This is a genomic window from Telluria sp. RB2R28, assembly GCF_059685835.1.
Genome location: NZ_JCASIK010000003.1, coordinates 1 through 12214 on the forward strand (window position 1 = coordinate 1; position 12214 = coordinate 12214).

The 12214-nt window shown below is 63.5% G+C and carries 12 protein-coding genes and 1 pseudogene; 7 read left to right on the plus strand and 6 right to left on the minus strand.

Annotated elements, in window-relative coordinates; genetic code table 11:
• The 7 genes and pseudogenes from AC56LV_RS12255 to AC56LV_RS12285 form a co-directional block, all read left to right on the plus strand.
• Positions 1–450: pseudogene (locus tag AC56LV_RS12255) on the plus strand (hypothetical protein); the annotation flags it as partial.
• Positions 451–550: 100 nt separating this feature from the next.
• The gene (locus tag AC56LV_RS12260) at positions 551–952 is read left to right on the plus strand and encodes a hypothetical protein (RefSeq protein WP_499558012.1); all 402 of its coding nucleotides are present in this window, start codon (positions 551–553) and stop codon (positions 950–952) included.
• Positions 949–1638, plus strand: a complete 690-nt coding sequence (locus tag AC56LV_RS12265; RefSeq protein WP_499558014.1) for a C39 family peptidase — start codon at positions 949–951, stop codon at positions 1636–1638. Before AC56LV_RS12260 ends, AC56LV_RS12265 begins: the two co-directional genes overlap by 4 nt.
• Before the next feature lie 12 nt (positions 1639–1650).
• Positions 1651–2169: a hypothetical protein gene (locus tag AC56LV_RS12270; protein ID WP_499558016.1), complete on the plus strand. Its 519-nt coding sequence runs from the start codon at positions 1651–1653 to the stop codon at positions 2167–2169.
• A 38-nt stretch (positions 2170–2207) separates the two neighbouring features.
• A complete protein-coding gene (locus AC56LV_RS12275) occupies positions 2208–3614 on the plus strand; it encodes a hypothetical protein (RefSeq protein WP_499558018.1) in 1407 nt (468 codons plus the stop codon).
• Between the two features lie 193 nt (positions 3615–3807).
• Positions 3808–4014, plus strand: a complete 207-nt coding sequence (locus AC56LV_RS12280; RefSeq protein ID WP_183554103.1) for a cold-shock protein — start codon at positions 3808–3810, stop codon at positions 4012–4014.
• Between the two features lie 171 nt (positions 4015–4185).
• A complete protein-coding gene (locus AC56LV_RS12285; RefSeq protein WP_499558020.1) occupies positions 4186–5154 on the plus strand; it encodes an IS1595 family transposase in 969 nt (322 codons plus the stop codon).
• A gap of 62 nt (positions 5155–5216) precedes the next feature.
• Here the strand turns inward: AC56LV_RS12285 and AC56LV_RS12290 are convergent, their stop codons facing one another.
• From AC56LV_RS12290 to AC56LV_RS12315, 6 genes are all read right to left on the minus strand, one after another.
• Complete coding sequence (locus AC56LV_RS12290) at positions 5217–5948, minus strand: Npun_F0296 family exosortase-dependent surface protein (RefSeq protein WP_499558022.1); 732 nt, start codon at positions 5946–5948, stop codon at positions 5217–5219.
• Positions 5949–6189: 241 nt separating this feature from the next.
• Positions 6190–6627 carry a gamma-butyrobetaine hydroxylase family protein gene (locus AC56LV_RS12295; RefSeq protein ID WP_499558024.1) on the minus strand — a complete coding sequence of 146 codons (438 nt, stop codon included), beginning with the start codon at positions 6625–6627 and terminating at the stop codon, positions 6190–6192.
• A gap of 13 nt (positions 6628–6640) precedes the next feature.
• On the minus strand, positions 6641–7072 hold the full coding sequence (locus AC56LV_RS12300; protein WP_499558026.1) for an HIT family protein: 432 nt from the start codon (positions 7070–7072) through the stop codon (positions 6641–6643).
• Positions 7069–11082, minus strand: coding sequence for a DUF3683 domain-containing protein (locus AC56LV_RS12305; RefSeq protein WP_499558028.1), 4014 nt, complete (start codon positions 11080–11082; stop codon positions 7069–7071). The genes AC56LV_RS12300 and AC56LV_RS12305 overlap by 4 nt, the downstream gene beginning before the upstream one ends.
• A gap of 219 nt (positions 11083–11301) precedes the next feature.
• On the minus strand, positions 11302–11874 hold the full coding sequence (locus AC56LV_RS12310) for a flavin reductase family protein (RefSeq protein WP_499558030.1): 573 nt from the start codon (positions 11872–11874) through the stop codon (positions 11302–11304).
• A 31-nt stretch (positions 11875–11905) separates the two neighbouring features.
• Positions 11906–12214, minus strand: coding sequence for a DUF1272 domain-containing protein (locus AC56LV_RS12315; protein WP_499558032.1), 309 nt, complete (start codon positions 12212–12214; stop codon positions 11906–11908).

The window sequence follows — 12214 nt, forward strand, 5'->3', positions numbered from 1 at the left end:
GCTCCGGGAGCTGCAGGCGGCGCCACCGGCGGATCGCCCCCGACCGGTGGCTCCTGCTCGGCCGGCAGCGCGACCAGCGGCGCCAGCGGTGCGGGCGGCGCGGCCACGGGCGGTTCGGCCACGGGCGGCTCGGCCACCTCGGGTGATGCAAGCTCGGGTGCTGGCGGCAGCGGCGGCGCAGGCGGTGCGACCACCTCCGGCGCAGGCGGCTCGGGCGGCGAAATGACGGCCGGTGCAGGCACCGGCGGCTTCGGCGGCGCCGGCATGGGCGGCAATGGCGGCACCAACAACGTCAGCTCGGGCTCGTTCGACATGTCGAACTCGATGAACAACATCGCCCAGTCGGCAGCCGGCATCTCGATCATCAGCCAGAACAACGGCTTCTCCTCGCTGATCCAGCAAAGCGTCAACGTGCAGTCGAACATGAACGTCGGCGGCGCAGGCCAGTGATCAGGTAACGGGTGCAGGACAAGCAGCGCTCACGCTGCGCGCCCTGCACTCCCGCCATGCGGCGCTTTGCGCGCATGGCGGCCCTTTCGAGCGAGGCATCATGAAACAACTACACCAGATTGGATTTCTCTTGCTGACGGCAGGCGCTGCTCTGCCAGCGGCAGCCCAGATCAACGAGCCGGCCAGATTGCCGGTGGTCGTGCGCTTTTTGTCGACCGTGAACGTGGCGCCGGCCCCCGGCGACGATCTCGCGAGCGGCTGGGGCAAGACCACCGACGCCGCTGTCCTGGGCGACCTGCGCGGCGGCACCGACATCATCACCACCGAAGCGACGCTGGGCGGCACGGTCGGCAACAACACGGCTACCAACGTGACCACCGGCATGAACGTGATCAGCGGCGGCTCGTTCGCCAACTCGTCGGGCTTGCCAGTCGTGATCCAGAATTCCGGCGCGAACGTCCTGATCCAGAACGCGACCGTCATCAACCTGCAATTGCAATGAGCATGGCACCCGGTCCTCACTTGCTGCTGCTGCTCGCACTCTGCGGCGCCGTGCTGGCGCCCCGGAGTGCGAATGCACTTGACCTCGCCGGCGTCGGGCGCGTCAACGTGCCGGTGACCAGTCTCAAGGACATCAAATTCCAGCGCACGCTGCGCCAGCAATACGACTACAGCTGCGGCGCCGCCGCGCTGGCCACCTTGCTGTCGCACCACTATCAGACGCCCACGCCCGAACAGGACGTGTTCCAGCAGATGTATGCCAGCGGCGACCAGGCCAAGATTCACAAAGAAGGTTTTTCGCTGCTCGACATGCAGCGCTTTCTCGCCACGCGGGGCTTTCGCGCCGACGGCTTCAAGCTGCCCATTGAAAAACTGATCGCCGAAAAATTGCCGGCCATTGTCCTGATCACCGACCGTGGCTTCAACCATTTCGTGGTCATCAAGGGCGCCGAAGACGGCCGCATCCTGATTGGCGACCCGTCCACCGGCAACCGCGTCGTGAGCATGGCGCGGTTCCAGGAAATCTGGCGCAACAAGATTCTGTTCGTGATCCACAGCCACAAGGACCAGGTTGCCTTCAATACACCGGAAGACTGGCGCGGCGCGCCGCGTGCGCCGCTGGGCACCGGCATGCACCAGGACCAGCTCAGCGCGACTCTGCCCAAGTTCGGGCCGGGCGATTTTTAACGGGGACCCACCATGCGCCTTCCACCCTTCCCTTTGCACACCGCTTTGCTGGGCCTGCTGAGCCTGTTTATGGGCGCCCTGCCGCTCGCCCAGGCCACCGAGCCCGTCGTACCGGTGCTTGGCAAGCCGGTGGCCGCCACCACGCTGGACGCCGCCCGTGGCGGCTTCGAGGTGGCTGGCGGCCTGTCGCTGTCGCTTGGCATCGAGCGCGTCGTGTCGGTCAACGGCGAAATCATGGCGCGCACGAATATTGCGATCCCCGACCTGGCGGCCATGACGGCCGAGCAGGCGCGCCTGACCCAGGACGCGCTGGGCGCAGCGCGAATGATCCAGATCGGCGGCAACAACTATGCCGCTGCCGACCTCAACCTGCCCAACGGTGCGACGCTGGTCCAGAACACGCTCAGCGGCCAGGATATCCGTACGGCGACCACCATTTCATCGACCGTCAACAGCATGTCGCTGATCAAGGACATCAATTTCCAGTCGACGATCCGTGACGCCGTCGTGCGTTCCCCGGGCGGGCTATGAATGTTCAACACCACCAACAATAACTCTGGAGAATCTGGATGTATCCACACGTCGCGCGGCTCGGCGCTGCGGGCCTGGCGGCGGCCCTTCTGGCGCCGCCTGCACTCGCTCAACAAGGTGTCCCCCTGTCGAACAATGGCGCACAGCCATCCCATACCGAACTGTCGCAATTGAAGGACGAACTGGCGCAGCAACGCGCGCTGGTCAATCGCCTGCTGCTGGAAGTCCAGGCGCAGCGCGAGCAATTGCAGCGCATGGGAACGCCGGCCAATGGCGTACTGCTGTCGCAGCAGCGCGGCACGGGCGGGTCGATGAGTGGCCAGGCGCCGGTCGCCGAGCCACCCGTATTGCCGCCCGCGGTAACAGGCGTGCCGGCGCCGTTGCCACCCCAGCAGCGCCCTGACCAGCCCGGCGTACCCGCCCCTGCACCGGCCCAGCCGCCCGCGCCGGCGCAGGCGCAAAACACCAGCCGCCAGCAGCCGAACCGGCCGCCGGAAGTCGCACCGATCGGCGACCAGCCGGGCGTGCTCACGGCGCCCGGGACCTATGTGCTCGAGCCGTCGATGCAGTACGGCTACTCGTCGAGTAACCGCGTGGCGCTGGTCGGCTACACGGTGATTCCGGCCCTGCTGATCGGCCTGGTGGACGTGCGTGAAATCAAACGCAATACCTTCACCACCGCGATTACCGGCCGCACCGGCATCAGCAACCGGATGGAAGTCGAGGTCAAGCTACCGTATGTGTACCGCTCCGACGCCACCGTCAGCCGGGAAATCTTCACCGGCACGGCGGTCGAGCGCGTGTTCGATACGACCGGCAAGGGCATGGGCGACGTCGAAGTCGCCGGCCGCTACCAGCTCAATAACGGCGGCGCCGACAAGGGCTATTACATTGCCGGCCTGCGCTACAAGAGCCGCACCGGCCGCGATCCGTTCGAAGTGGTCACCGATTGCGAGCGCCGCTGCATCGGCGAAAACGTCACCGGTACCGGCCTGCCGCTGGACCTGCCCACCGGCTCGGGCTTCCACTCGCTGCAAGCGACGCTGACCTGGCTGTATCCATCCGATCCGGCCGTCTTCTTCGGCAACCTGAGCTACGTGCACAACTTCAAGCGCGACGACGTGACGCGTCTGGTACGCAATGGCGAGCGCGAACCACTCGGCTCGCTGCAACCGGGCGCCGTGCTGGGCTTTAACTTCGGGATGGGCCTGGCGCTCAACGACAAGGCGTCGCTGAGCCTGGGCTACGACCACAGCACGATCGGGCGCATGCGCCAGAACGGCGCGACCTCGATCGGCTCGGTGCGTACGCAGCTGGGTACCCTGCTGCTGGGCTACTCCTACCGCCTGAGTCCGAAACGTTCGCTCAACATCGCCGTCGGTGCTGGTGTCACGCGGGACACGCCGGACGTGACGCTGACACTGCGTTTGCCAATGACTTTCTGAGCAGAAATTTATTCTTGAAATCGGTCATGCAGGGGGGATGACTTGTGGTAAATACGGAGACGATTGAAAAATCTTGCTTCCGTTTTAAGAGTTTGCCCTATAATCAGATTCGCAATGTAAGGCGTCACCCTGGTTTTTGTCCTAGGTACGCAAACAGGGCATCAACGTAAAATTAATTTTTGAGGGAATAAAAATGGCGACTGGCATTGTTAAGTGGTTCAATGACGCAAAAGGTTTCGGTTTCATCACGCCTGACGGCGGCGGCGAAGATCTGTTCGCGCACTTCTCGGCGATCAACGCCAACGGCTTCAAGTCGCTGCAAGAAAACCAGCGCGTGACGTTCGACGTCACCACCGGTCCTAAAGGCAAGCAGGCTTCGAACATCCAGCCGCAAGCTTAAGGTCCGCTGGCCCGCTACGGCGGGCAAGCAACGCAAAAGAGCACATCTTCGGATGTGCTCTTTGTCTTTGTGGCGACTGTTTTGGGCGCAGTCAACGTTAAATAGAGACTCGCTTTGAACTGACGAGCAGTCCAGTGGTCCAACCCCTGTCCGCAGCGTCAGGAGTCGATCATGAAAGCGCCACGTTTCAAGGGCTGGTTTGCAAAACTGCCTTCGCTGAACCAACCCCAGCGCCGGCAGGTGCTCGATGCCCTGCATCCTGCAGCCGGGCTGGCTCAGGTGGTCGCGCTCATCAGTGAGGTCAGAGCACCAGGCCGCTGCTGCCCCAGATGCGGCAACGAGCGCTGCTACCGGCACGGGTTCGCCAACGATTTGCAGCGCTACCGCTGCTGTTCCTGCAGCCGCACCTTCAACGATCTGACCGGCACGCCGCTGGCACGGCTCAGGCTCAAGGCCAAATGGCTCGCCTATTCGCAGGTGATGCTCGATTCACTGCCCGTGCGCAAGGCGGCAGACCGCGTCGGCGTACACCGCAACACGGCCTTTCGCTGGCGCCACCGCTTCCTGCATTGGGTCAAGCTCGACCGGCCCGCAGTCCTTAATGGCATCGTCGAGGCTGACGAAACATTCCTGCTCGAATCACAAAAAGGTTCGCGCACGCTCGATCGGCCACCGCGCCACCGTGGCGGCCATGCGGTCAAACGGGGCATTTCCAGCGAACTCGACTGCATCCTGGTCGCGCGCGACCGCGAAGGACGCACGGTCGATGCCGTCACCGGGCGCGGTGTGCTCAAGGCTGCGCAACTCGAGCGTGACTTGCTGCCCAGGCTGGACAGGCAGGCCTTGTTGGTCAGTGACGGTCATCCAGCTTACCGTGCCTTTGCACGCAAGCACAGGATCGCGCACGAGGCGGTCAACCTGCGCGCCGGGGTGCGTGTGAGGCGTCTGGGTAGCCTTGCCATCCATGTGCAGAACGTGAACGCTTACCACCACCGCTTCAAGGCCTGGTTACAGGGCTTTCATGGCGTGGCGTCGCGCTACCTGCCCAATTACCTGGGCTGGCGCTGGGCGCTGGATGGCCAGCGGATCATTTCGCCAGAGCAGTTGCTCCGCATTGCTATCAGCGTCATCAACAGATAATGCTGACTGCGCCAAAAAAAAACCTCCCGCGAAGGAGGTTTCTTGATCTGGCATCGGTCGGGTTATTTACCGATGCGACGACGTGCCAGGCAGAGGCCGGCCAGGCCGAGACCGAGCAATGCGAGCGAGGCCGGTTCGGGAACCGGCTCGACATCATAGCCAACCACCAGGTTATCGAACTCGAACGCGCGGCCGCGGGTTCGGAAACTGAACGACGTGAACTCTTCTTCGGGCTTGAAGAACAGATTGACGTAGATGTTCGAGCTATCTGCATTCGGATTACCCGTCTCGCCGTTGAACATGGTGATCAACGATGCGCCCGTCACCGTCTGGATGATAGCGCCGACAGCGTTGTAGAAGATCAGATCATTGTAAGTATCGATCGATCCGTAATACAGGCCGAGGTAGTTCAGGGTAGCGCCGTTGCCGAGCGCGTTCAGCAAGCCAGTGTAGTTGAAATTGACTTCTGACGTGCTCGCGCCGCTGCCAACGCCCGGGCCGTAAGCAAAATACGTCTTGTCGTTGGCTGGCGCTGCATACACGCTTGGCATGTGACCTTTCGCATACCCCAACCCGCCGCCCGATACGGTGGAGACGGCAACCATATTGGCTGCCATCGTTGGTCCGCCACCGGGGGCATCGAACGTTTCTACAAACACATTTTTTGTTTGCAGACTCGTCTTGCCAGACCCGTCCGCCGCGACTGCGGAGGCGTACGTGATTTCTACAGCTTGTGTCACAGAAGCTGACATCAGCAATACCGATGCCAGGCAAGGAACCAAGGCTTTATTCATGATAGGTCTCCGGTGGGTTGAGACTTAGTATTTAGCATTAACCATGCCACCGGAAAAAACCTATAACAAACAGTTGCTTAGCAATAAATCTTTGCAGCAACGTAATTGTTATCGACAGTATGTTACTTTTATATACTCTACGTTACGCGCGTGGCGTAGGGCGCCTTGAAGGGGCAGCTTCCTGCGACTGCCAGACAGTCATGCCCCCGTTTGCAGTACCAGGAGTGCGCCGCGCTGGCAATCAGCAGCCGCAGCTACCCGAGCCGCAGCCGCCGCCGCCCGACTTTGCCGCCGCCACTTCCGCGAACTGTGTCACCGGCGCGCGGCCGCTCTCTTCGTCGTAGCCAGCCGCCTGCAGGCGCGCCACGTACTGCTTCCACAGCGATTCCTGGCTGCGGCCCAGCTCATACAGGTAGTCCCAGCTGAAGATGCCGGTATCGTGGCCGTCCGAGAAGGTCGGCTTGATCGCGTAGTTGCCGACCTGCTCGACGTCGGCGATGCCGACTTCGCGCTTGCCAAGTTGCAGCACTTCCTGGCCCGGGCCGTGGCCCTTCACTTCGGCCGACGGCGAATACACGCGCAGATATTCGAACGGGAGGGAAAAGGCGCTGCCGTCGTCGTAGGCGACGTCGAGCACGCGCGATTTCTGGTGGACAGTCAATTCGGTTGGATGTGGCATGACACTCTCTTTATCAGGAAAAACGGCGCGCGATGGCAGCGCCCAATTGGTCGTGCAGCGCACGACGCGCCGCGAGGATAGCAGGTTCCGTCGCGCGCACCGCCTGCGCCCACACGGGCGCCGGGAAATGCGCATCGTCGGCGAAGCGAGGGATGATGTGCCAGTGCAGGTGTGGGACCACGTTGCCGAGGCTGGCCACATTGACCTTCAATGGCTGCATCACCTCGCGCACCGCCGTCTCCACCTGGAACACGGCGTCGTTGATCAAGAAGCGGTCGTCCGCCGACAGGTCGCTCATCTCGCGCACATGGTCGTGCCAGATCACGCGGCAAAAGCCGGGATAGTTCGCGTCGTCGACGACGATGACGCTGAACTTCTCGCCGGCCCATGCAGTGGGCAGCGACAGGTCGCACAGCTCGCAACCCGGTTCGCGCAGCGCCGTCATACCAGCACCCGCTCGATGCCGCCCGCATTGGCGCGTGCGACGTACTCGGGCAGCCAGTTCTCGCCCAGCAGGTGCTTGGCGATTTCGACGACGATGTAGTCGGCCGTGGTGCCCGAATCGTCGTTGTAGCGGCTCAGGCCCTGCAGGCACGACGGGCAGCTGGTGAGAATCTTGACGTCGCCCTTGAATCCATCTTCGCGCAGCTTGTCGGCGCCCTTGACCATCTCGCCTTCCTTGCGCGAGCGGACCTGGGTCGCGATGTCCGGCCGCGAGACGGCAAACGTGCCCGACTCGCCGCAGCAGCGATCGTTCTTCTCGATCTTCACGTTGTCCACCGTCGACACCAGCGCGTTGACCGTCTTGATCGAATCCTGCAGCTTCATCGGCGTGTGGCATGGCTCGTGGTACATGTAGCGGGTGCCGTTCACGCCTTCGAGCTTGACGCCTTTTTCGAGCAGGTATTCATGGATGTCCATGATGCGGCAGCCCGGGAAGATCTTCTCGAACTGGTACGTCGCCAGCTGGTCGTAGCAGGTGCCGCACGAGACCAGCACCGTCTTGATGTCGAGGTAGTTGAGCGTGTTGGCCATCCGGTGGAACAGCACACGGTTGTCCGTCACCATCTTCTCGGCCTTGTCGAACTGGCCGGCGCCGCGCTGCGGATAACCGCAGCACAGGTAACCCGGCGGCAGCACGGTCTGCACGCCCACTTCCCACAGCATGGCCTGCGTGGCCAGGCCCACCTGCGAGAACAGGCGCTCGGATCCGCAGCCCGGGAAGTAGAACACGGCCTCGGTGTCGGCATTGGTCTTCTTGGGGTTGCGGATGATCGGGACGATCTTGTCGTCTTCGATGTCCAGCAGCGCGCGCGCCGTTTTCTTGGGCAGGTTTCCCGGCATCTTCTTGTTGATGAAGTGGATGACCTGCTCGCGCACGGGCGCCTTGCCGGTCGTCGGCGCAGGCGCGGCCAGCTGCGGCTTGGCAAAGCCCTTGAGCATGCGGTTGCCGAAGCGCTGCGCCTTGAAGCCGAAGTCGACCATCACCTTGCGCGTGGCATTGATGGTGGTCGGATCGGTGGCGTTCAGGAAGAACATCGCCGCGCGGTTGGCCGGCTTGAAGCTGCGCTTGTCCATCTTGCGCAGCAGGTTACGCATGTTCATCGACACGTCGCCGAAGTCGATATTGACCGGGCATGGCGTGACGCACTTGTGGCACACGGTACAGTGGTCCGAGACGTCCTCGAACTCTTCCCAGTGCCGGATCGAGACGCCGCGGCGGGTCTGCTCTTCGTACAGGAACGCTTCGATCAGCGCCGACGTGGCCAGGATCTTGTCGCGCGGCGAATACAGCAGGTTCGCCTGTGGCACGTGCGTCGTGCAGACGGGCTTGCACTTGCCGCAGCGCAAACAGTCCTTGATGCTGTGGGCGATCTCGCCGATATCGCTTTGCTGCATGATCAGCGACTCGTGGCCCATCAGGCCAAACGACGGCGTGTAGGCGTTGCGCAGGTCGGCGTGGGCGCCTTCCAGATTGAGCAGCTTGCCCTTGTTGAAGCGCCCTTCCGGATCGACGCGGATTTTATAGTCGCGGAATTCCTGGATTTCTTCGTCCTTCAGGAATTCGAGCTTGGTGATGCCGATCCCGTGTTCGCCCGAGATCACGCCGTCGAGCGAGCGCGCCAGCTTCATGATGCGCTCGACCGCCTTGTGCGCATCCTGCAGCATGTCGTAGTCGTCCGAGTTCACCGGCAGATTGGTGTGGACGTTGCCGTCGCCGGCGTGCATGTGCAGCGCGACGAACACGCGCGAACGCAGGATGCGCTTGTGGATCGCCGTGCTCTCGTCGAGGATGCAGGTGTAGGCGCTGCCGTTGAAGATCTGGCGCAGCGGGGAACGTAGCTCCTGCTTCCAGGAGATGCGCACCGTGTGGTCCTGCACCAGGTCGAACAGGCGTGCATCGGGCTGGATCGCCAGGCGCGCATCGAAGGCGGCCGACAGATGATCGAGCCCGAGCGATTCGAGCTCCTCGCGCACGTCGACCAGCGGCGCATCCAGATTGGCCAGGATGAAGCTCCAGCGCTTGGTCACCAGGTCGACCAGCGCGCGCGCCTGCAGCGGGCGGTCGCCCATGATCTCGTCGCGCTCGACGCCTTCGCCGCTGCTGGCATCGTCGCTCTTGGCCAGCGGCAGATGGTCGCTCGCCAGGTAGTCGCGCAGGCCGTCGGCCAGCTGCAGCTTGTTCTTGATCGACAGCTCGACGTTGATGCGCTCGATGCCGTCGGTGTATTCGCCCATGCGCGGCAGCGGAATGACCACGTCTTCATTGATCTTGAAGGCGTTGGTGTGGCGCGCAATCGCCGCCGTGCGCGCCCGGTCGAGCCAGAACTTCTTGCGCGCTTCGGGGCTGACGGCGACAAAGCCTTCGCCCACGCGGGTATTCGCGATGCGCACGACTTCGGAGGCAGCCAGCGCCACCGCGTTTTCGTCGTCGCCGACGATGTCGCCGAACAGCGCCATCTTCGGCAGCACGCCGCGCTTGGACTTGGTGGCGTAACCGACCGCGCGCAGATAGCGCTCGTCCAGGTGCTCCAGGCCCGCCAGGCGCAGTGTGGAAAACGCCGGGTCGCCGTTCTTCGGCAAGCCGTTGAGGTAATTCGTGATCTCGACGATCGACGGAATCGCGTCGCGCGCCTGGCCGAAGAATTCGAGGGCCACGGTACGCGTGAACTTCGGCATCTTGTGCAGGATCCAGCGGCCCGACGTGATCAGGCCATCGGTGCCCTCTTTCTGGATGCCCGGCAGGCCGGAGAGGAATTTATCGGTGACGTCCTTGCCCAGGCCTTCCTTGCGAAAGCGCTTGCCGTCGATGATCAAGGTCTCGGTGCGAAATGGCGCGCCTTTCGGTGCGCCCTTGACCGACGGATGCGTCCACTCCAGCAAAAATTCGGCCTGCGGCGCATCGTGAATCTTGCCCAGGTTGTGGGCAATGCGCGTGACATCGAGCCAGTCGCCGTTGGGGTCGACCATGCGCCACGAAGCCAGGTTGTCGAGCGCGGTGCCCCACAACACGGCCTTCTTGCCGCCCGCGTTCATCGCGATATTGCCGCCCACGCACGATGCGTGCGCCGACGTCGGATCGACCGCGAACACGAAGCCGGCCTTCTCGGCCGCCTGCGACACGCGCTGCGTGACCACGCCCGCATAGGTGTGGATGGTCGCGTACTCGCGGTCCAGGCCCGGCATGGCGGTCATTTCGACTTCGCCGATGCCGATCAGCTTTTCGGTATTGATCACGGCCGACATGGGCGTGAGCGGAATCGCGCCGCCCGTGTAGCCGGTGCCGCCGCCGCGCGGGATGATGGTCAGCCCGAGCTCGATGCAGCCCTTGACCAGGCCGGCCATCTCGTCTTCGGTGTCCGGCACCAGCACCAGGAACGGGTACTCGACGCGCCAGTCGGTGGCGTCGGTCACGTGCGAGATGCGGTGCATGCCGTCGAAGCGGATATTGCGCTTGTCGGTGTACGCGCCCAGCACCTTCAGGGCGCGCTTGCGCAGGTCGTAGGTCTCGGAGAATTCGCGGCCGAAGTCGTCGACCGCGCGGCGCGCGGCCGCCAGCAACTGCTCGACGGCGCTGCTGCGCGCTGCGACCACGGCCGGGTCGCCGTCATCCTGGGCGTCGACCGTGGTACGGCGCTTGTCGACCTCGGCCAGGCGGTGGTGCAGCGCCTCGATCAGGTTGGCCCGGCGTTTCGGGTTGTCCAGCATGTCGTCCTGCAGGTACGGATTGCGCCGCACGACCCAGATGTCGCCCAGCACCTCGTACAGCATGCGCGCGGAGCGGCCGGTCTGGCGGGCGCCGCGCAAGCTGCCCAGCAACTCCCACGACGACTCACCGAGCAGCCGGATCACGATTTCGCGGTCCGAGAACGAGGTGTAGTTATAGGGAATCTCGCGCAGGCGCGCGGGCGCGTTATCGGCTAGCAGGGTATGGATGTGTGCGGGGGCGTTCATGAATACTCGTCGACAGTCGGACAGGCCCGAAGGACGTTCATTCTATCGTATTGCGTTGCACCACGCTTGGGGCGGCCCCATCCGCCGTTGCGCGCGACGCAACAAAATATTCATGCTGTGTCGTATATGCAAACATTATTCACCCGCATACGCCGGCGCGCGGTATTTATCAAGCCGGACGCCGGGAATGGCATACGTCGTCCGGCCCGGCTTGCACCGTTATCTTGGACTGTCCGGCACCTCGAATGCATCGCCAGTCTCAAAGAAATGCCCGCCAGCCACGTAGTGAATGCTTTTCTTGCCACCTGCCGCCATATTCCAGTGCCCATCGGCAAACACCGCCGGATCCGCCCATGCCGCCACGACTTCGCCCAGGAACAGGTCGTACGTGTCCTGGATGTGCGGTTCGGGCAGTACGCGGCACTCGAGCCAGGCCAGGCAGCCGTCGAGCAGCGGCGCGCCGACCTGCTCGCCGGTCCAGGCGCTGGCGCCGAAGGCTGCAAACTTGTCGACGTCGCGCCCCGATGTCGAGCCAACTTGCAGGGTCAGGCGCGCCAGCTCGCGCGACGGCACGTTCAGCGCGAATTCGCCGGACGCCTCGATCATGCTGCGGGTGAGCGTGTTCTTGTCGATCACCACCGCGACCTTGGGCGGATCGAAATCGAGCGGCATCGACCAGGCGGCCGCCATCACATTGACGGCGTCGCCGTGACGACTGGACACCAGGACCGTCGGCCCGTGGTTCATCAGGCGGTAGGCTTTGGCGAGGGGTACGGGAACGCGGTCGGTCATGCCGGAGTCCTTGAATTGATGGCGCGGGCAGTCAGCGCTGCGCCGGCGGGATGTCCTGGAGCGGCGCGGCGAACACGGCGTGCGCGGCCGGATCGATGGGGCGGTGTTTCACGGTCGTGCCGGCCGGATCGTTGGCCAGGTAATTGCCATTCTTGCGATCCTGCGCGGGCCGGATCGGCCGCGGCACGAAACCGCCGCCGCAGTTCGGGCATACGTTCAGCAAGACGGTATCGACGCAGGTGGCGCAGAACGTGCATTCGTACGAGCAGATGCGCGCCTGTTCCGATGCCGGTGGCAGCGCGACGTTGCAGTGTTCGCAGGTGGGACGCAGTTCAAGCAT

Bases quoted from the DNA above. Each gene is read 5' to 3' on its own strand.
- AC56LV_RS12280 (WP_183554103.1), top strand. From the start codon at position 3,808: ATGGCGACTGGCATTGTTAAGTGGTTCAATGACGCAAAAGGTTTCGGT.
- AC56LV_RS12275 (WP_499558018.1), top strand. From the start codon at position 2,208: ATGTATCCACACGTCGCGCGGCTCGGCGCTGCGGGCCTGGCGGCGGCC.
- AC56LV_RS12265 (WP_499558014.1), top strand. From the start codon at position 949: ATGAGCATGGCACCCGGTCCTCACTTGCTGCTGCTGCTCGCACTCTGC.
- AC56LV_RS12300 (WP_499558026.1), bottom strand. From the start codon at position 7,072: ATGACGGCGCTGCGCGAACCGGGTTGCGAGCTGTGCGACCTGTCGCTG.
- AC56LV_RS12305 (WP_499558028.1), bottom strand. From the start codon at position 11,082: ATGAACGCCCCCGCACACATCCATACCCTGCTAGCCGATAACGCGCCC.
- AC56LV_RS12315 (WP_499558032.1), bottom strand. From the start codon at position 12,214: ATGCTTGAACTGCGTCCCACCTGCGAACACTGCAACGTCGCGCTGCCA.
- AC56LV_RS12285 (WP_499558020.1), top strand. From the start codon at position 4,186: ATGAAAGCGCCACGTTTCAAGGGCTGGTTTGCAAAACTGCCTTCGCTG.
- AC56LV_RS12295 (WP_499558024.1), bottom strand. From the start codon at position 6,627: ATGCCACATCCAACCGAATTGACTGTCCACCAGAAATCGCGCGTGCTC.
- AC56LV_RS12290 (WP_499558022.1), bottom strand. From the start codon at position 5,948: ATGAATAAAGCCTTGGTTCCTTGCCTGGCATCGGTATTGCTGATGTCA.
- AC56LV_RS12260 (WP_499558012.1), top strand. From the start codon at position 551: ATGAAACAACTACACCAGATTGGATTTCTCTTGCTGACGGCAGGCGCT.
- AC56LV_RS12270 (WP_499558016.1), top strand. From the start codon at position 1,651: ATGCGCCTTCCACCCTTCCCTTTGCACACCGCTTTGCTGGGCCTGCTG.
- AC56LV_RS12310 (WP_499558030.1), bottom strand. From the start codon at position 11,874: ATGACCGACCGCGTTCCCGTACCCCTCGCCAAAGCCTACCGCCTGATG.